Below are 18869 nucleotides of genomic sequence, written 5' to 3' on the forward strand. Positions count from 1 at the left end.
GAGACAAGTGATTAAAAGAATTGGAATATTTGGTGTGATACTCATGTGTTTTTTATTCTTATCATATGTCCCGCCTATTTTTAGGAGTCAAGAGTTACCAGAGTCCACTCAGGTAGAGAAGACAGCTAGTTTAGACGCGGTTGATGATGAACTCTCGGCGGATTACTATGCTGAGTTTGTTGGACAACCAATCAAGGATGTTATTCAAGTTCTTGGTGAACCAACAGATGTGGTTGATTACAATGAGAGTCGTCAAGCTATGACCTTTGGTGAAAGTCAGGCTGATTTTTTACAAGCAGACATAGATGACTATGGAAATGTTGCTAGTCTATTCGTTGCAGGGGAAGATATTCCAGATGGACAATTTAAAATAGGGATGACACTTGCGGACATTGGTAATGGTTTGACGCTTCAAGATCAGTTTGAGGTTAATTTTGAAAACCAGGTGTTTGAGATTGAGTTATCAGGCAATGATTTAAATACAAAGCCTTTAGTTAGATTTGATAATGGCAGTTTTGCAATGGCTCACTTAGATCAAATGTCTGGTCGAGTGTTAGGCATAAGTTATTATTCAAAGGAAATGTTTTTAAATAACTTACCTTATCGATTAATCAATGATAGTCGTCTGAAACGACCCTTAGTTATTCAAGATTCTTCAGAATTACGGGCATATCAAGAAAGACATTTAAGTCAATTATTATCAGTGATGTCTGAAAGACAGGAGCAATCACCAGCCATTTTAAATCAAGAAATGTCGGATGTTGCAGATCAACTATTAACAGTTTTAATAAAAAAACTACCTGAGGTTATCAAAGATGATGCAGTTTTAACAGAATGGCAAGATTTAAGAAATCAAGTTGTTTCTCAAAGTTTTCTGACCTTAGACTCAGATGCAATTCATAGACTATTAGAGTTGGCTGATACTTCAATAGTAAATCAGGATGATTTTGAAGTGTTAGCGGTCACTCCAACAGATAACTTGAATTTATTGTTAATGGGTTTATATGGTGGGGAGTTTGGTCAACAACAATTATTCGACTTGTCTGGAAAATCGGTTGGAATTGCGATTTCAGAAGGTATGTTAGTATTGGTTTTTGAATCAAATCAAAGATAGGAGCTAGATAGATGATTTATACAGATGAAGTATTTGAACTAGAAGATAGTTTAGATGAACTTTGCCAGGCGTTATTATCTTCAACTAGTTTTGACGATCATTGTTCAAATAAAAAAGCCATTTTAAATAGTCCTGAAACGCTTAATAAAGAGAAGGTATTTGGTGACGCTAAAACTGCCTTTGAGAAAATTGAAAATTATGGCGATTACGCTCCTGATTTTAAAGAGAAGCGTCGTCAGTTAAGGCAAGCTAAACGTGAGTTAGATTTAGACCCAATTGTGGCTAAGTTCAGAGTGTCCGAACACGAGTTGCAAAGTATGTTAGATAGATTAGTTTATGAAATGGCTCAAGTTATTTCTGAAGACATTAAGATAGATGCAGGAAATCCATTTTTCGAATTTGCCTCAAAAGGCTGTGGAGGGAGTTGCCATGTTGGATAAATATACAGATACAGTTGCGGATATCAACATAACTGAACGTCGTGGGTTAGTAGTTTGGATGTATAACTTACGTCAGTTGAAATCTTTAAAAAAATTTGGCTCAGTGATGTATGCTTCACGTAAGATGAAGTATGCTATTATATATGTGAATCAAGAAGGCATTGATGAAACGATTGAAGCATTAAATAAGCTTCATTTTGTTAGAAGCGTGGATCAATCGCATCGTCCAGAAGTTGCTGTTGAAGGTAACTTAGAGTCTATTTTAAAAGATGTTGAACCTAGTGAAGAAGATTTCATATATAAAGGTAAGAAAGTAACCCCTTTAATTATGACTAAATAATAGTAAATGGCGCTGGTTTGGTTTGTTTAAAAACAAATTAGATGAGGGTCATTTTTAACTTTTAATGTTAAAGAGAAAGTGAGCGGGAATTATGCGAGTTGTTGCAGGTGAATATGGTGGTAGACGTTTGAAATCATTGCCAGGAGATAATACAAGACCAACTTCAGATAAAGTAAAAGGAGCTATTTTTAATATGATTGGTCCTTATTTTGACGGAGGAATTGTTTTGGATTTGTTTTCAGGTAGCGGAAGCTTGGCCATTGAAGCAATTTCAAGAGGGTGTGAACAGGCTTACTGTATTGATAAGAATTTCCAAGCTATCCAAGTGATTAAAGAGAATGTGGAAATGACAAAAGAACCACATAAATTTTCAGTCATTAAAGGAGAAGCGAATCGGATCCTTGAACAATTGGCGACAAAGGGATTATGCTTTGATTATTTATTTTTAGATCCGCCCTATGCGAAGCAAGAAATTTGCGAACAAATTGAAAAAGCCGAGTTATTAAATTTATTTACATCAGATGCAATGATTGTGTGTGAAGTTGATAAATCAGTTGAATTGCCAGAAACAATTGGTAATTTCAATGAAAGACGAAGACAAAATTATGGTGGCACGACAGTTGTCATTTACCGAAGAGAGGAAAATTAATCATGACGAAAATTGCATTATTTCCAGGAAGTTTTGATCCCTTTACCAACGGGCATTTAAATACGGTTGAACGTGCTGCAAAATTATTTGATAAGGTGATTATCACTGTAGCGACTAATACATCTAAAGTTGGTCTATTCAATGCTGATGAGAAGATTAAATTAATTGAAGAGTCTATTAGTCAATTAAAAAATGTTTCTGTAATGGTTCAAGAAGATGGCTTAACAGTCGATATTGCAGATAAATTAGGCGCTGCTTTCTTGGTCCGTGGGATTCGCAACCAGACGGATTATGAGTATGAAAAGAATATTGCTTCAATGAATAAGCGCTTAAATCCAAATGTAGAAACGATTTTTTTACTAGCTGCCGAAGAATATTCGAATGTTAGCTCATCTATCATCAAAGAAATTGCAAAATTCGATGGTGACGTTTCGGCTTTCGTTCCTGAAGCGGTCCAAACAGCGATGTTTAAAAAGTATCATAATCAATAGAATGAGGAGAAGACTCCAATGAATGAAGTAAAAGAGTCGAAAAAAGAATTAATAAAATATCTTGGGTTTATTATACTTGCAATAGTAATTATTGCTTCAGTGATTATTCCGTTACCATACTATGTTGAAGTACCTGGCTCAGCTGAGAATGTTCGTAACTTTGTCACTGTTAATGATGAACGTGATAAAAATGATGGTTCGTACATGATGACGACAGTAGGTATTAAACGTGGGACAGTAGCCAGTCTGTTAACTGCTAAACTAATGCCGTTTCAAGAAATTATTAGTAAAGAGGATTTGATGGGTGATAGCAGTGATGATGAGTATGATAAACTATCAGCCTATCAAATGACATCATCGGAGAACATGGCAAAAAAAGTAGCCTTGGATTTGTCAGGTAAACCATATCAATTTGATTATAAAGGTGTATACGTCATGGCAGTTTCAGAACAATCTGCTTTTAAAGGTGAACTAATGACAGGGGATGTTATTGAAGAAGTTGATAGCCAAACATTTAATTCCACTGCTGATTTTATGACCTATATCAAGAGTAAAAAAATTGGTGAAGAAGTCAGGATTGATTTTAAGCGTGATGGTGAAAGTTTAAAAACATTTGGTAAACTAACAGAGGGACCAGATGACCAAAAAGCTGCAATTGGCATTACCCTGGTGGATCATACAGAATTAAAAACCAAGGATAAGATTGAAATAAATGCCGGTGATATTGGTGGCCCGTCTGCGGGACTAATGTTCACGCTAGAAACCTATCAGTTATTAGCAGGCGTTGATTTACGGGATGGTCGTGAAATCGCTGGAACTGGAACGATTAATGAAGATGGTTCTGTTGGTAGTATTGGCGGCATTGATAAAAAAGTTGTGGCAGCTGATCACATGGGTGCAACAGTCTTCTTTGCTCCAGCTGAAGAGTTTCCAGATGAGTTACTAAAGGAGTACCCAGATTTAGAAACTAATTATCAAGAAGCTCAGAGAGCCGCGAAAACAATTGACACTAAGATGGAAATAGTTCCTGTTAAAACAGTTCAAGATGCAATTGATTATTTGAATAAAACACGTGAGAGCTAAGCAATGAATGCTTAGCTTTTTTGTTAACATGATAATATGACTAGAATAAATTAGAGTTTTCTGATAAAATGTAAATGTTAGTTAAGCATAGCTTAACCAAAAAATGTGTTCCAAAAATAGGAGGAATTATCAATGGCATTAGTATCAGCAGCAGATATGTTAAAACAAGCACGTGAAGGTAAATACGCAGTAGGAGCTTTCAATACAAACAACTTAGAATGGACAAAAGCTATTCTTAAAGGTGCTCAAGAGTCAAACTCTCCAGTTATGATCCAAACATCAATGGGAGCTGCAAAATACATGGGCGGATACCAAATGTGTGTCCACATGGTTGAAGATTTAATCGAATCAATGAACATCACTGTACCAGTAGCATTACACTTAGACCACGGTGAATATGAAGATGCATTAAAATGTATCGAAATTGGTTACACTTCAGTAATGTATGATGGTTCACACCACCCATTTGATAAAAACATTGAAGAAGCTAAAGATGTTGTAGCTAAAGCTCACGCTAAAGGTGTTTCAGTAGAGTGTGAAGTTGGAAGTATCGGTGGGGAAGAAGACGGAATCATCGGTTCTGGCGAATTAGCTGACCCAGCAGAATGTAAAGCAATGTCAGATACAGGAATTGATTTCCTAGCAGCTGGTATTGGTAACATCCACGGTTCATACCCAGAAAACTGGACAGGACTTAACTTTGAACGTTTAGGCGAAATCGCTGACGTAACTGATGGTAAACCATTAGTATTACACGGAGGATCAGGTATTCCATTAGAGCAAGTTCAAAAAGCTATCTCATTAGGTGTTTCAAAAATTAACGTAAACACTGAATGTCAAGAAGTCTTTGCGGCTGCTACTCGTAAATACATCGAAGAAGGTAAAGATCTTGAAGGTAAAGGTTTTGACCCTCGTAAATTATTAGCTCCAGGTACTGAAGCTGTTGTTGAATTAGTTAAACAAAGAATTGAATGGTTCGGTTCTAAAGATAAAGCTTAATTTAAACAATTTAGTAAAACACCAATCGAAAGGTTGGTGTTTTTTTGTTTTCTTGAATTTTTTCATGAAAATGATAGTTTTTAGTTGCCTCAGCGACAAAGAAAGTCTATAATGGATTTCATAAGTAGTGAAAGCGGAGATGACTAAATTGAAATTAACGAATGCAACGGAGCAGGCGCTAGCGATTATGGCGATTTTATCGGTTCAGAAAAAGGATGTCCCTGTGTCCTCAGAAAGTATTTATACAAAATTATCGGTGTCACAATCTTATGTGAAGAAATTATTGCGTAAGCTAGTGGTATCAAAATTAATAGCCGGCGTATCAGGGAATAATGGTGGCTTTTATTTAGAAAGAGAAACGGATGATATTTCTTTATTGGAAATTGTCGAGGCAATTGAAGGACCGTTCCAGTCTTTTCCGGATGTTGGTGTGCTTCAAAGAGCGTTCGTAGGATTTGACGAATATGCTCAAAATGGTGATAATATTATATCGGGCTTTTTCTCTGAAGCTGACCGCGTTTGGGAAGAAAAACTAAGAGCGATTACAATCGCAGAAGTATTGAAAAAAGTCTTTATTAAGGAAAAAGAAATTCCGACAAGAGATTGGAATGAGATTGAATATGAGGGATGATAGACGCATGAAAAATAGCTTTAAAAATACGTGGGAATTATTTAAATTAGACTGGAAACGCATTTACAAAAATAAATTAACTTTTGCATTGATTTTAGCTTTGATGGTCATTCCATCATTATACGCATGGTTTAATATTGCGGCTCTATGGGATCCGTATTCAAATACTAAAGACATTTCTATTGCTGTTTATTCAGATGATAAAACAGCCGAAGTCATGGGTAAAGAGATCAATATTGGAGATAAGATTATTGATGGTCTACATGATAATGATAAAGTCGGCTGGCGCTTTGTCGATTCTAAAGAAGAATTAGACAAAGGCGTTAAAAGTGGTAAATATTATGGTGGAGTCTATTTGCCAGAAGATTTCTCAGAACATTTAGTCAGTTTTGTTGGTGGTGACATCAAGAAACCTGAAATTGAATATTCTGTAAACCAAAAGATTAATGCTATTGCGCCAAAGATCACCGATAAAGGGGCAAGCGGTATCCAAGATCAGATTACGAAACAATTTATTGCCACAATCAGTGAAGGGTTAGTGAGTGGTTTAAATGAAGTCGGTGTTGATTTAGACAGTAACATTGTGAATATTGATAAAATCAGTAATAAGATTTTAGACTTAGATGACAATATGGATAAGATTGATGGCTATACAAAAGAAGTTATTGAGTTAAATAAAAAAATGCCAGAAATTAAGGGTAAACTTGATAAAGCCAATGAGTTTACAAAATATATGCCTGAGTTAAATAAACTAGGTGACCGTGTTGTTGCAATTAATGGCATGATGCCAACGATTCAAGAAAAAGGTGGGTTGATCTTAGAAGTACAAGATAAAATACCCGAAATACAAAATGCAGCCAAACAAGTTGAACAAATTGATCAGGACTTTGATAAAGTTGCGGATACTATGAATGATGCCATTTCTGAAGCAAAGACTGGTTTAGACGTGATTGGTAAAACGCAAGAAGTGTTACCAAATGTTGAAAAATTAATAAATGATGCAAACGCAGCGTTACCAGATATTTCAAATGGATTGAATGATATTTCAACATCATTACCTGAAATTGCAAGTGGTGTTGGTTCAGGCCTGAAAATAGTGTTAGTTGTTGCAACTGACGTTCAGAACATTACACATGAATTAGCACAAAATGTTACTGAAGAGAATAAAGCTGAAAAAATCAAACAACTTGTAGGCGTTTTTGATAGTTTTAATGGTATGCATAAAATGTTAACTCATACCATTACAGTTATGCAGAAAATTAATGAAATGGGTTCGACAGAAGCTTTGGATCCTTTAATTAATCAATTGACAGAAGCACAAGGAAAAGTTGAAGCGATTATGAGTAAGCTTTCTGATTTGATTGAGAATGCTGAAAATCTATCAGCGGAAGAGTTACAAGTTCGTTTAGAAGAAATTAGTAAGGAAGCGGCTAGTATTGTTTCAGCATTATCAGGTTTGGATCCGGAAGAAATTAGTCGACAATTATCAGCTGTTATTGAAAAAGTCCAAAAAGTCTTAGGCGATGCTGAAAATATTACCAATCAAGTGATTGATAATAAAATGATTTCTGAAATTAACGGGTTGCTTGCAAATGCTTCTGGCACGATAACAGAAGGTATTTCGTTCCTAGAAAAATATCAAGCACAAATTCCCGAAATTAAGCAAGAAATTCATGATGCAAGTATGATGTTGAATGAGAATATGGATACCATTGTAAGTGGTATTAATAAAGCTGCTGATTTGTATCAAAATGATTTACCTAATGTCACTGAAAAAATGGGATTAGCTGCTGGCTTTATTCAAAATGATTTGCCAGGCGTTGAAGCAGATGTTAACAAGACAATGGGAATGGTGAATGAAAAATTACCATTAGTTGAATCAGCTTTAGATTCTGCCCAAGGGTTAATTGAGAATGAATGGCCTAATATTCAAAAAGGTGTAAGTCGCGTTGCTGAATTAATTAGAGAGGGACGTAAAGATATTGATTTTGCTGCGCTAATGAAACTGTTGAAAGCTGATGCAAAAGCTGAGAGTGATTTCTTAGCGAGTCCAGTCCTAATTGATCAACATGATATTTATCCTGTTCCTAACAATGGATCAGCGAGTGCGCCGTTCTATACAGCGCTATGCTTGTGGGTAGGAGCAGTCTTGTTCTCAAGTATTGCAAGTACTGAGTTCCATTTAACAGATGAACAACGTAAAAAATATAGTAAACGTCAACAATTTTTAGCTAGAATGGCAACTTTCTTAGTCGTTAGTTTCTTCCAAGCTTTAATAGTAGCGTTAGGTAACTATTATTTATTAGGAACATATGCTGCTAACCCTGTTTTCGCGATTTTATTTGCGATTGTCGTAGGATTAGTCTTTATGGTCATGGTTTATGTTCTTGTTGCCTTATTCGGTAATTTAGGTAAAGGTGCAGCGGTTATTATTTTAGTATTATCGATTTCAGGCGGTGGAGGTAATTATCCAATTGAAATGTCGGGTAAATTTTTCCAAATGATTAACCCGCTACTACCATTTACACATGCGGTAAACTTATTACGTGAACCGGTTGGTGGTATTTATTGGCCGAATGCCATTAAAGCCTTAGTGATATTATTAATTGTTGGCTTAGCATTCTTCATTATTGGAGTGATGTTCTTCCCACAAATTCAAAAATATACGAAAAAATTAAATGATTATTTGAAAAAAGGTCATATCTTACATTAGTAAAATGAAAAAGCCACAGCTAAATGCTGTGGCTTTTTCATTTTACTAAACAATACAAACACACTCAGGTGCTTCAAAATCTTTTTGGACAAGGGTTAATAATCCTGTGTCTTTGGAACGTTTAAATAAAGTAAGGTTGTTTGTAAATTGATGACCGACAATAAGGTAATCTTCAGTTTTGTTTAGGGTGAAATCTCTAGGGCCATCACCTTCTGTTGAAATCCATTGGATTGGCGTTAGTGTATTTGGATCATCAGCTGAAATTTCAAATGTAACGATTGAATTATGTCCGCGATTTGATAAATAAAGAAAGCGGCCATCTTGGCTGATTTGGATTGCAGCACCACTGCTTTCGCCAGTGAAATCTTTAGGTAAGGTTGAATATGTTTGGTTTTGAGAAAATGCACCTGTCAGAACATCATAATTTAAAGTGGTGACAGTTGAATCTAACTCGCCAAATAGGTAAGCTGTGGTTTTATTTGGATGAAAAGCAAGGTGGCGTGGGCCAGAACCAGCGGGGGCGTTAAAAGAAGTCACCTCTGTTAACTTTCCTTCGGGACTAACATCATAGGTGTAGACAGTATCTCCACCTAAATCACATGTGACAAGTCGGTTATCAGGTGTTAAATCAGCAAAGTGGGCATGTGATGTTGCTTGGTTGGGATGTGGACCAGAACCAGCATAAGTTAGGCTCTCGACTTGTTCTAATTGACCGGCTAAAGATAATTGATAGACAGTAATTTCGCCAGTGTGATAGTTGGCACTGTAAGTAAGTTGACGCTCTGAATCAATTGAGACGTAACAAGGAGCAGCACCATTTTTCATGACGCTATTAATAAGGAAACAGGACTGGTTTTCCAAATCCCAAGATGCGATACCCCCTTGATCACCATTAGTAAGGACGCTGATCAATGTGTGGTCTTTTTTTGCTAAGTAAGTGGGGTTTCCTGCTTCAGTAAGTAGCGTGAGATCTTTTAAAGTGTCATTTTGAGTATCTAAACTAACGGTATAAATACCTTGGCTTTTGTCACGAGTATAAGTTCCTAAAGTTAAAAGTTCTGTCATAAAATTATTCCCGCCTTTCAATTTATTACTGCCATTATAGCATAGTAGAGTAAATGTCAAAAATCTCTAATTTTTATTAAGAAAGTGTTGAGGCAAGCGAAACTAAATAAACATGTGATACAATTAAAATATAAATAACGAGTTTTGAAGGAGTTGGAATGATGGAAAAGACACCTAGTGAAAACAAGCAAAAATCATGGTTTTGGCATCATATAATGAATAATCGTGTGGTCAGTCGGTTACTAATTATCTTATTGGTGTTATTGATCATTTTAGTTTTTTCAAAAGTTGCCTTTGTATTTGCTCCATTAGGTAAATTTTTTGGAATAGTAGGGATGCCGTTAGTTATTTCAACGTTACTCTATTATTTTTTAAATCCACTAGTAAATATTTTAGAGCGAAAAGGGATGTCACGTGGGCTTGCAATCGGTGTGATCTATGTGGGTGTAGTTGCGCTAATTACATGGGGAGTGATTATTTTAGTTCCTAAAATCCAAGCTCAAACGGCTAGTTTAGCTGATAATTGGCCAAGTTATTGGCAGACTATTCAGGATAAGACGAATGAATTTATTAACTTACCAATTTTTAGTCAGTATTCAGAACAGTTAGAATCAGTTGTAGAGAGTATTACTGATAGTCTTTCTAGTATTGTCAAAGGGCTATCAACAAATACAGTCCATGGCATTGGTAATTTCTTAGGAACAGTGGCAAACTGGTTTATTACTATTTTCACGACGCCATTTATTTTATTCTACTTATTAAAAGATGGGCATCATTTAGCTGGTTCTTTTGTGAAGTTGTTACCTACAAAAGTACGCCAACCAGCTAAAAAAGTATTAATTGATATGAACAACCAAGTGTCACAATACATTCGTGGACAAGTGACGGTTGCGTTTACAGTTGCCATTATGTTTATGATTGGTTTTGCGATTATCGGTATGGATTATAGTGTGACATTAGGAATTACAGCAGGAATTTTAAACCTGATTCCCTATATTGGATCAGCTATTGCGATGATTCCAGCCATATTCTTAGCGCTGGTTAGTGGTCCAGTCATGCTAGTAAAAGTATTAGCAGTGTTTGGAATTGAGCAAGTGATTGAAGGTAAATTTGTATCGCCACTTGTTTTAGCAAGTCAGTTGAAAATTCATCCAGTAACGATTATCTTTGTGCTGTTAACAGCAGGTAAACTTTTCGGTATTGTTGGGGTTATTATTGGAGTGCCAGGTTATGCGGCGTTAAAAGTTTTAGTTCAGCATTTATTCACTTGGTATAAAGCAGCCTCGCCATTATATGAAGAGGAATAAAAAAAGAGCTATCACATTATGTGATAGCTCTTTTTCTTATTAAAATGTTTTAGCAATAGCATCAGCTTCTGCAAAGACAGCAGCTAAAATATTTTCTCTTTCTTCTGGGTGATGATCGATTCCTTCAATGGCAATTTGTTGTACGTCAGCGACACCAACAAATTTTAAAATATCTTCCATAAATCTTGTTGAGTAATCTTGGCCATTGTAACTTCCGCCACTTGATTGAATGTGAACAGCTTTTTTACCACTTGTTAGTGGAGCAGGACCTGTTGCTGTATAGTGGAAAGTTTTACCCGCTACGTTGATTGTATCAACCCAAGCTTTTAAGCGAGTTGGAATGTTTAAGTTCCATAAGGCGTTTCCAATAATAATTTTATCAGCATTTAAAAATAGTTCAGTTAACTCGTTAAAGCGAGCCACATTTTTTTGTTGATCAGCTGTTAAACTAGTAAATTCTTCACCAGCTTTTAAAGCGTTAAAAGCCATTAATAATGGACCGTCTAACTCAGGGATAAAATCATTGTATAAATCTAATATTTCGATTGTTGCATCGGCATCAGCAACTTTTACAGCATCTGTAAAATGTGATAATACTTTCATTGAAGTTGATTGCTCATCGTTAAGTGGGTGAGCTTTAATAACTAATACGTTTGTCATATTTAATTCCTCACTTTGATTTAGTTTTTACATTTATCAGTCTAGCAAAAAAACTTTCTTTTTGTCTATCTTTCTGACTTATTTTTAGTAAGAAAATGAATAAATAGGTGTAGTTCTTGGCGTTTGTTCATAAAGAGTAGTTTATTATCACGAATTACCTATCTTTGTGCAATTTGTGATATAGATTTAAAAGGGTAGGTTTATTATAATTCATTTATAAACAAAAATTAATTAACGATAGTTTGATATAAATGGAGGAATTAGAATGAGTACAATTGGTTATGCGTATACTACAAAAGATAAGACTTATTTATCGGCACAATTAGAAGCTTTAGGTAAAAATGAATGTGATCGTATCGTTCTTGAAACAGATAGTTTTGAGCAAACATCTCATCCTCATGTTGAACTAGAAGCAGCCGTTGCTGAAATGACAAAAGGGGACACATTAGTTGTTTTTGAATTGATTTGTTTAGGTAAATCGATTATTCAATTAGCGGACTTTATTTCATCATTAAATGACAAAGGTATTAAGTTAGTTATTTTAAGTAAACCGGCTGAACTTGCACATGTTGATAGCTCAACTTATAGTTTAATGGTAGGTAAAATGGCTAAGATGGAAAAAGAAATCATTCGTGAAAGAACATCACGTGGGTTAGAAGTCGCACGTCAAAATGGTAGAATTGGTGGACGCCCACGTATTTCTCAAGAAACGATTGAAAAGATTCAAACGCTTTACAGTGATAACAAATATACGTTACGTCAAATCGCTGAAGAATGTGATATTTCATTGGGGACAGCATATAAATACACACAGGCTAGATAATATAAGAAAAAAGACTCTCGCAAGAGAGTCTTTTTATTTTATAAAAGTCAGATGATTTCCACTAACTTCTTTTGATTGATAAAGAGCGTGATCAGCTTTGACAATACAAGCAGTACTATTAAATGTTGTTGCTTTAGAGACCTCAGTTAAGCCAACTGAAATAAGCAAGGTATTATTTTTATGATTATATTCAAATGGTTGCTGTTCTAAAGAATGGAATAAATTGTTGTAAAAAGAACGGGCTTTTTCAGTATTTGTTTGATGGAGAAGAGTAAATTCATCGCCGCCAGTTCGATAAATATTGATTTCATCGTTCTCGCCGGTTGTAGCTAAGAGAGTGGCAAGATAGATTAATGCCTGGTCGCCAGCTTGATGCCCATGAGTATCATTTATTAACTTAAAGTTATCGATATCGATGACGCTTAAACAGAAATTTTGTTGCGAATCTGCTGGGATGGCCTCAAGTCTATTCATTTCTTGGTCAAATGCAAAGCGATTAAAAGCTTGAGTTAAGCCATCAGTGTTTGCTGCCACGTGGACGCTATCAAAAGATTTTGTCACACTGATAATTTTTGTGATAATAAGTGTTGCGGTAGTAAATAGCGAACCATAGACAAGCGTTTGATAGACAAAGTCTATAACTTGACTACTCTGGCCAAAGGTATCAGTGTAGATTGAAAAGAAAAATGATTTTAATATAATAAATAAAGTTAGGAAAATGACATGTTTTTTAAATAGAGAAATTTTCCAAAAGCGCAAACCGTATGAAGCTGAAACAATGATAATAACAAATAAAAAGTATTGTCGTGCAATGGCTGGATCAAGGTCAACTTGTTGTTTAGTCAAGATGAAAGTTGAAAGGGCTTCGAAAGAAATAGTTGTAAAAATTCCAAGTAAAGGCGTTCCGAACATGATAGTCAAATAAATCAAAATATAGCTAGTATCTAGCGAATAATCTTTGCTATATGATGGAATCGTGTTGTAGGCTAATAGAATAGTTGCAACCGCTAATGCGAATGAAGAAACCAGTGTTTCTTTCCAGTCAAAAATATTTTGGACATTTAATTGAGGGGCGAATCGTCGATATTCCGCCCGCTTAAATGATTTTGCTAATGATAAAAAATAGTACGTTAAAACACTTGAAAGAATCAGTGATAGGTTAATAACGTAGGTATTGAAAAAAGTTGGCAAGTGATTAATTAACATAATTCAAGCTCCTAATTAGAATCTTTTGATCCGCGGTATATTCGGTGGATGGCATGGCGTAACTTCGCCCAATCTTGATCTGAGGGGATAGGTTCTATGACGATTGTTTTATTTTTAGGGAAAATATCATTATAAAAATTAGCAATGAAATAATCAAACTGCGAAACAAATTCGATGTCAGCTTCTTCCAAAAACATTGTTGAAGCTGGATAGATAGTTGTTTCAACTTTATTCATAAAATTCTTATTAATCATTTCCACAAGTAATTCAGCATGAGCGTGACCGAGGTCATTAAAAATTAATAAGCTAGCTTTTGGACGTTTATTTTCTAAGAGAGTTGGTAAACTCTGCCATGTGATGATTGTCCAATACGTAACTTTATTATTAAATGTTGTAGACCAAGGAAAGCCAGTTCGATTTTCCCAGTTATGCAAGTTTTTTGCTACAACTTTACAGAAAAAAGGGAAGCTTGATTCCAAAGCTTTGATATTAAATGAGTAGCGATCAAATAAAACAAAATCGCTTTTGGGGTAATCTAAATATTTGTAATTTAAAATAGTTAACGCGTCAACAGTGTGTTTACGGCTAGCTTCATCGATTGGAACCCCTAATCCTATTTCAAGAAGGTTAAGATATTCGTTTATTTCGTTTCCGATAGTTTGATGCTTTTCAGGCTCTAACCAATTTGCTTTTAAAAAATAAATATTATTAATGAAATCATTTAAGAAGTGGTCAATATTATCTAATTGTAAGCTATAAATTAATTCCATAAAACGTTCATTATCGTATAGGCGCTTCATAATATCGCTAGGTAATTTTTTTTGTGGGTCAGCTGAGTAGTAAAATCCTTGTTGGTACCGGATAATTCCAATGGCAATAAGGTGAGAGCACTGTGATAATAAAAATTCATCAGAGTATAGACCGGACATTTTATAGACTTCTTCAGAAAGCTGAACGATTATTTTTTTATCTAAATCATAAGGCCAGTTATGGACGCCGTATGTTTCTGCAAAATAGTGGGTATAAAAATGTCGGACATAGTTTTCGTGGGTTGATTTTAAATAACATGGACGTTGGTTTAGCTCGATTTCATATTCACTAAAAGAGTCTTTCATTTGATTTGCAATCCGATAAATTGAGGAGTCACTAATAAATAACTTTTCTGCCCATTCCTCAATAGGAGTGTTGGCATTAAATAAAATTTTCTCAATGAAATTAAATGTTTCAGATTGTCTCATGACGAGGCTATAGACGTGAGCGATTTGGCTGTTAACAAAAGTATTTAGGCGGACGCCATTTTTTTTTGAAATCTCAATTTGAAAATATTTAGCACCTTGTTCCTTTAAGTAGTTAATATCATTAGAAATTGTTCGCAAAGATGCGTTGTTATGCTCTGCTAACTCATTGGAACTAATCCAGCCAGCTCGTAAGTTTAATTCCTCTAAAATAGCTAAACGTCTTTTAGTAGTAGTGTCAAGTAGATCACGCATCATTTTTCTCCTTTCAGATATTAATATAATTTGTTTTTTTGTACAATAAGTATACCATTTTTCTAATTTAATGTTATTAAATTCCTGAAAATCAAGTGTATTTCTTTAGAATTGGCATTTTTATTAAGATATGATAATCTATTGATAAATCAAAAAACTATTTTATATATAGAGGAGAACGAATATGTCAATTCCAAATTGTCCGCAATGCCAATCAGCTTACGCTTATGAAGATCGTGATTTATTTATCTGTCCAGAGTGTGGAAATGAATGGTCATCTACAAGTGAAGCCGAAGTTGAAGCGGAAACAGTTGTAAAAGATTCAAATGGCAATGTCATTGTTGATGGTGATGCGATTTCTGTTATAAAAGATTTAAAAGTCAAAGGGAGCTCGTCAGCTATTAAAAAGGGAACAAACGTTAAAAATATTCGTTTGATTGATCCGTCAATGAATACTGGTCATGATATTGAATGTAAAATCGATGGTTTCGGTGTGATGAAATTGAAATCTGAATTTGTTAAAAAAATCTAAATAACAACAGAAGAGCTGGACATTGAGTTCAGCTTTTTTTAAAAGGAGAATGTATATGTATGGATTTGGTCCGATGAATATGATGTGGGATAGAACCTATATCTTAATTATTATCGGTATGGTACTTTCGATGTTAGCCTCAGCCTATGTTAGCCGAACATTCAAAAAATATGCCGATGTTAAAACCAAGAAAGGCTATACGGGGGCACAAGTTGCTCAAATGATTTTAGATGTCAATAACATTCAAAATGTTGCGGTACAACCGATTCGTGGCGAGTTGAATGACAACTATAATTCTGCGACAAAAATTTTAAGTTTGTCAGAACCAGTGGCAAATGTGCAATCAGTATCAGCGATTGGCGTTGCGGCTCACGAGTGTGGACACGCTGTTCAAGATGCTGTGGGATATAAACCATTAATTTGGCGTGCTGCTTTAGTACCAATTGCAAACTTTGGTACACAAGTGTCGTTTCCTTTAATCATTGCTGGTTTATTTTTTGGTAAGTTTTTAATTACTGCGGGAATTGTTTGTTTTTCAGCAGCCTTAGTTTTCCAATTAGTTACATTACCAGTTGAATTTAATGCATCAGCACGTGCGTTACGCATATTAAATGAGCAGGAAATTTTAGATCAAGAAGAGATGTCGATGGCTCGCCATGTCTTGTTTGCTGCAGCGCTAACTTATGTTGCAGCAGCTTTTGCGAGCGTTTTACAATTGTTAAGGTTAATTATGATTTACGGCGATCGTCGTAACTAGAGGAGTTTATATGGAACAAACAAGTCAGTTGACTCAACAAGAAAAAGAAAAATACATGGCAGAGGCAATCGCTGAAGCTAAGATTGCAGAGAGTAAAGGTGAAGTGCCGATTGGTGCAGTGATTGTTTACAAAGGTGAGGTCATTGCTCGGGGTCATAATATTCGTGAAACTACCAAGGATGCTACGACTCATGCAGAACTTTTAGCAATTCAAGACGCTTGTAAAAAAGTTGATAATTGGCGTTTGGAAGAGTGTCAGTTGTTTGTAACGTTGGAACCTTGTCCCATGTGTAGTGGCGCCATTATCCTTGGTCGCTTGTCAGAAGTTTATTTTGGGGCTATGGATCCGAAAGCAGGAACTTGTGGCTCACTAATGAATTTGTTAGCAGATGACAGATTTAATCATCAACCTTATTTAGAGTCGGGGATCTTGGAAGCGGAGTGTGGTGAATTGTTGACGCATTTTTTCAAAGAACTGCGTGCGCGAAATAAAAAACGCAAAGCTGATGGGGTAGAATAGGTCATAATTTTAGGGCTAGCATTTCAAACCAAAATACGTTATAATTATTTTGCCGCAAGGCTAGAGCAATGGCTTACTAGCTAATTGGGTCAGGTCCGGAAGGAAGCAGCCCCGTGTTAGTTTAGCCATGTGCTTGATTAAAATAAACGTTCGAAGAGCCACCTGTTATAGGTGGCTCTTTTTATTTTAAATTCAGCTTGAGAGTGGTTTTTTTATGGTGAGTAACGTATAATTATGACTAATGATGTCAATCAAGAGAGGAAGTTAAATCATGAGTTATCAAGCACTTTATCGTGTCTGGCGTTCGCAACGTTTTGATACAATTGTCGGCCAAAAGATGGTCACACAAACTTTAAAAAATGCCATTATCCAAAATAAAACCTCTCATGCCTATTTATTTACCGGACCAAGAGGAACTGGGAAAACAAGTGCAGCGAAAATTTTTGCCAAAGCAATTAACTGTCCCAACAACCAAGAGGGTGAACCGTGTAATGCCTGCGATATTTGTTTAGGAATTACTGAAGGGCGTTTAAACGATGTCATCGAAATTGATGCCGCTAGTAATAATGGTGTCGAAGAGATTCGTGATATTCGTGAGAAGGTAAAATATGCACCAACTCAAGCAACCTATAAAGTTTATATTATCGATGAGGTTCATATGCTTTCAACAGGAGCCTTTAACGCCTTATTAAAAACATTAGAAGAGCCACCTAGTAACGTTATCTTTATTTTAGCGACAACTGAGCCACATAAGATTCCAGCGACAATCATTTCAAGAACACAACGATTTGATTTTAAACGAATTGATACGGCAGATATTGTCGAACACTTAGCACACATCTTAAAAGAGATGGATGTTGCCTACCAAGAACAAAGTCTATATATCATTGCTCGTGCTGCTGAAGGTGGGATGCGTGATGCATTGAGTATCATGGATCAAGCCTTATCATTTGCTGACGGGGAAGTGACTGTAGAAACGGCTCTTCAAGTGACAGGAAGTTTAACCGCTGAGTTAATGGATCAATTGCTAAAGGCTTGTCAAAAGCAAGAAACAGAAACAGCGATTCAATTGCTACATGAAATCACGTCGGAAGGTAAAGAGAGTAGTCGGATTTTAGATAACTTATTATTATATTGTCGTGATTTATTAATGTACCAACAAGCGCCTAATTTATTAGCGAATCAAAATGGTCAGGCAACGGAGATTTTTAAAGAATTAGCAGAGAGTCTGCCAGCAACGACGGTTTACCATTACATTGACATTTTAAGCGAGACGCAAAAAGAAATTCGTTTCACTAACCACCCGGATATTTATTTGGAAGTGGGAATTGTCAAAATGGCGACAGCAAGTACAGCGGTTCCGACTCCACAAGCTGCTCCTCAAAATGGTTCAGTTATGGATGATGCGGTAGTTAAAGAGTTAACAAATCGTGTTGCGCAATTAGAAACGGCTTTAAAAAATGGCGCTGTTCAATCAGCTGACAGCAATCAAGGGACAGCTAAAAAGACTACACCTGCACCAAAGTCAACCTATCGTATTCCAACAGAACGAGTGTACCAAGTGTTAGGCGAAGCAACCCGTAGTCAATTGGTACAAGTTCAAGATGCTTGGGATGAATTGTTACAAATGGTTTCAGTAACACAACGCGCGATGTTGAAAGCTAGTCAACCAGTGGCGGCAAGTTCTAAAGCGATGGTGTTATCGTTTGATTATGAGATTGTCTGTCAACGTGCCAATGAGGACCAAGAGTTACATGCGATTGTCTTAGATAGTCTGCAAAAAATTATTCAGTATCAACCGAATATTGTCTGTATTCCAGGTGATAGTTGGACGACTTTGAGAAATGATTTTATTAATCAACGTACAGCTAATCCAGCTGCAGAAGTTGAAACACCAGAGGAAGCTCCATATGAGGTTCCGGCGGAAGAAGAACAGCAAACAGCTTCAGAAAATGCGATTGTTGATGAGGCCTTAGATCTTTTCGGTGATAGTGTGACTGAAGTTATAAATGATTAATTTAAATTAAAATATGTTAAAATAGGAGTGAA

Annotated in this window: 19 protein-coding genes and 1 other RNA gene; 16 read left to right on the top strand and 4 right to left on the bottom strand. The window is 35.7% G+C overall.

Annotated features, from left to right (window positions below; translation table 11 throughout):
* Positions 1-7 precede the first annotated feature (7 nt).
* From G7081_RS04280 to G7081_RS04320, 9 genes are all read left to right on the top strand, one after another.
* A complete protein-coding gene (locus G7081_RS04280) occupies positions 8-1114 on the top strand; it encodes a CAP-associated domain-containing protein (protein ID WP_166007712.1) in 1107 nt (368 codons plus the stop codon).
* 11 nt (positions 1115-1125) lie between these two features.
* Entirely contained in the window at positions 1126-1554 is a 429-nt protein-coding gene (locus G7081_RS04285; protein ID WP_166007714.1) for a YlbF/YmcA family competence regulator, read from the top strand.
* Positions 1544-1894 carry a YlbG family protein gene (locus G7081_RS04290; protein WP_166007716.1) on the top strand — a complete coding sequence of 117 codons (351 nt, stop codon included), beginning with the start codon at positions 1544-1546 and terminating at the stop codon, positions 1892-1894. Before G7081_RS04285 ends, G7081_RS04290 begins: the two co-directional genes overlap by 11 nt.
* 91 nt (positions 1895-1985) lie before the next feature.
* Positions 1986-2543 (top strand): 16S rRNA (guanine(966)-N(2))-methyltransferase RsmD, encoded by a 558-nt coding sequence (gene rsmD, locus G7081_RS04295; protein WP_166007718.1) that lies wholly within the window; start codon positions 1986-1988, stop codon positions 2541-2543.
* Between the two features lie 2 nt (positions 2544-2545).
* Positions 2546-3034, top strand: coding sequence for a pantetheine-phosphate adenylyltransferase (gene coaD, locus G7081_RS04300; protein ID WP_166007720.1), 489 nt, complete (start codon positions 2546-2548; stop codon positions 3032-3034).
* Positions 3035-3052: 18 nt separating this feature from the next.
* Entirely contained in the window at positions 3053-4117 is a 1065-nt protein-coding gene (locus tag G7081_RS04305) for a SepM family pheromone-processing serine protease (protein ID WP_166007722.1), read from the top strand.
* A gap of 132 nt (positions 4118-4249) precedes the next feature.
* Positions 4250-5116, top strand: a complete 867-nt coding sequence (locus G7081_RS04310) for a class II fructose-bisphosphate aldolase (protein WP_166007724.1) — start codon at positions 4250-4252, stop codon at positions 5114-5116.
* Positions 5117-5255: 139 nt separating this feature from the next.
* Positions 5256-5747: an RrF2 family transcriptional regulator gene (locus tag G7081_RS04315; protein ID WP_166007726.1), complete on the top strand. Its 492-nt coding sequence runs from the start codon at positions 5256-5258 to the stop codon at positions 5745-5747.
* Positions 5748-5754: 7 nt separating this feature from the next.
* Positions 5755-8460 (top strand): YhgE/Pip domain-containing protein, encoded by a 2706-nt coding sequence (locus G7081_RS04320; RefSeq protein WP_166008386.1) that lies wholly within the window; start codon positions 5755-5757, stop codon positions 8458-8460.
* A 45-nt stretch (positions 8461-8505) separates the two neighbouring features.
* Here the strand turns inward: G7081_RS04320 and G7081_RS04325 are convergent, their stop codons facing one another.
* Positions 8506-9525, bottom strand: coding sequence for a lactonase family protein (locus G7081_RS04325; protein ID WP_166007728.1), 1020 nt, complete (start codon positions 9523-9525; stop codon positions 8506-8508).
* Between the two features lie 161 nt (positions 9526-9686).
* Between G7081_RS04325 and G7081_RS04330 the strand changes: the two genes are divergently transcribed.
* The gene (locus G7081_RS04330; protein ID WP_166008387.1) at positions 9687-10832 is read left to right on the top strand and encodes an AI-2E family transporter; all 1146 of its coding nucleotides are present in this window, start codon (positions 9687-9689) and stop codon (positions 10830-10832) included.
* 39 nt (positions 10833-10871) lie between these two features.
* On the opposite strand, the gene G7081_RS04335 is transcribed toward G7081_RS04330, so the two are convergent.
* Positions 10872-11492, bottom strand: a complete 621-nt coding sequence (locus G7081_RS04335; RefSeq protein WP_166007730.1) for an FMN-dependent NADH-azoreductase — start codon at positions 11490-11492, stop codon at positions 10872-10874.
* Positions 11493-11757: 265 nt separating this feature from the next.
* On the opposite strand from G7081_RS04335, the gene G7081_RS04340 reads away from it, so the two are divergent.
* Positions 11758-12315, top strand: coding sequence for a recombinase family protein (locus G7081_RS04340; RefSeq protein WP_166007732.1), 558 nt, complete (start codon positions 11758-11760; stop codon positions 12313-12315).
* A 33-nt stretch (positions 12316-12348) separates the two neighbouring features.
* Here the strand turns inward: G7081_RS04340 and G7081_RS04345 are convergent, their stop codons facing one another.
* Positions 12349-13521 (bottom strand): GGDEF domain-containing protein, encoded by a 1173-nt coding sequence (locus tag G7081_RS04345; RefSeq protein ID WP_166007734.1) that lies wholly within the window; start codon positions 13519-13521, stop codon positions 12349-12351.
* An 11-nt stretch (positions 13522-13532) separates the two neighbouring features.
* Entirely contained in the window at positions 13533-15014 is a 1482-nt protein-coding gene (locus tag G7081_RS04350; protein WP_238786620.1) for an AcpB/EbpR/MafR family transcriptional regulator, read from the bottom strand.
* A 181-nt stretch (positions 15015-15195) separates the two neighbouring features.
* On the opposite strand from G7081_RS04350, the gene G7081_RS04355 reads away from it, so the two are divergent.
* The 5 genes from G7081_RS04355 (at position 15196) to dnaX (ending at position 18837) form a co-directional block, all read left to right on the top strand.
* On the top strand, positions 15196-15543 hold the full coding sequence (locus tag G7081_RS04355) for a zinc ribbon domain-containing protein YjdM (RefSeq protein ID WP_166007738.1): 348 nt from the start codon (positions 15196-15198) through the stop codon (positions 15541-15543).
* 55 nt (positions 15544-15598) lie between these two features.
* Complete coding sequence (locus G7081_RS04360; RefSeq protein WP_166007739.1) at positions 15599-16300, top strand: zinc metallopeptidase; 702 nt, start codon at positions 15599-15601, stop codon at positions 16298-16300.
* Positions 16301-16310: 10 nt separating this feature from the next.
* On the top strand, positions 16311-16820 hold the full coding sequence (tadA, locus tag G7081_RS04365) for a tRNA adenosine(34) deaminase TadA (protein WP_166007740.1): 510 nt from the start codon (positions 16311-16313) through the stop codon (positions 16818-16820).
* A gap of 57 nt (positions 16821-16877) precedes the next feature.
* An RNA gene (ffs, locus tag G7081_RS04370) (signal recognition particle sRNA small type) lies at positions 16878-16964 on the top strand.
* A gap of 127 nt (positions 16965-17091) precedes the next feature.
* A complete protein-coding gene (dnaX, locus tag G7081_RS04375; RefSeq protein WP_166007741.1) occupies positions 17092-18837 on the top strand; it encodes a DNA polymerase III subunit gamma/tau in 1746 nt (581 codons plus the stop codon).
* Positions 18838-18869: the final 32 nt, after the last annotated feature.

It is taken from the genome of Vagococcus coleopterorum (assembly GCF_011303955.1).
Taxonomy (GTDB): Bacteria; Bacillota; Bacilli; order Lactobacillales; family Vagococcaceae; genus Vagococcus_D; species Vagococcus_D coleopterorum.

Coding starts and splice junctions, on each gene's coding strand:
- G7081_RS04285 (WP_166007714.1), top strand. CDS start 1,126: ATGATTTATACAGATGAAGTATTTGAACTAGAAGATAGTTTAGATGAA.
- G7081_RS04290 (WP_166007716.1), top strand. CDS start 1,544: ATGTTGGATAAATATACAGATACAGTTGCGGATATCAACATAACTGAA.
- rsmD (WP_166007718.1), top strand. CDS start 1,986: ATGCGAGTTGTTGCAGGTGAATATGGTGGTAGACGTTTGAAATCATTG.
- coaD (WP_166007720.1), top strand. CDS start 2,546: ATGACGAAAATTGCATTATTTCCAGGAAGTTTTGATCCCTTTACCAAC.
- G7081_RS04305 (WP_166007722.1), top strand. CDS start 3,053: ATGAATGAAGTAAAAGAGTCGAAAAAAGAATTAATAAAATATCTTGGG.
- G7081_RS04310 (WP_166007724.1), top strand. CDS start 4,250: ATGGCATTAGTATCAGCAGCAGATATGTTAAAACAAGCACGTGAAGGT.
- G7081_RS04315 (WP_166007726.1), top strand. CDS start 5,256: ATGACTAAATTGAAATTAACGAATGCAACGGAGCAGGCGCTAGCGATT.
- G7081_RS04320 (WP_166008386.1), top strand. CDS start 5,755: ATGAAAAATAGCTTTAAAAATACGTGGGAATTATTTAAATTAGACTGG.
- G7081_RS04325 (WP_166007728.1), bottom strand. CDS start 9,525: ATGACAGAACTTTTAACTTTAGGAACTTATACTCGTGACAAAAGCCAA.
- G7081_RS04330 (WP_166008387.1), top strand. CDS start 9,687: ATGGAAAAGACACCTAGTGAAAACAAGCAAAAATCATGGTTTTGGCAT.
- G7081_RS04335 (WP_166007730.1), bottom strand. CDS start 11,492: ATGACAAACGTATTAGTTATTAAAGCTCACCCACTTAACGATGAGCAA.
- G7081_RS04340 (WP_166007732.1), top strand. CDS start 11,758: ATGAGTACAATTGGTTATGCGTATACTACAAAAGATAAGACTTATTTA.
- G7081_RS04345 (WP_166007734.1), bottom strand. CDS start 13,521: ATGTTAATTAATCACTTGCCAACTTTTTTCAATACCTACGTTATTAAC.
- G7081_RS04350 (WP_238786620.1), bottom strand. CDS start 15,014: ATGATGCGTGATCTACTTGACACTACTACTAAAAGACGTTTAGCTATT.
- G7081_RS04355 (WP_166007738.1), top strand. CDS start 15,196: ATGTCAATTCCAAATTGTCCGCAATGCCAATCAGCTTACGCTTATGAA.
- G7081_RS04360 (WP_166007739.1), top strand. CDS start 15,599: ATGTATGGATTTGGTCCGATGAATATGATGTGGGATAGAACCTATATC.
- tadA (WP_166007740.1), top strand. CDS start 16,311: ATGGAACAAACAAGTCAGTTGACTCAACAAGAAAAAGAAAAATACATG.
- dnaX (WP_166007741.1), top strand. CDS start 17,092: ATGAGTTATCAAGCACTTTATCGTGTCTGGCGTTCGCAACGTTTTGAT.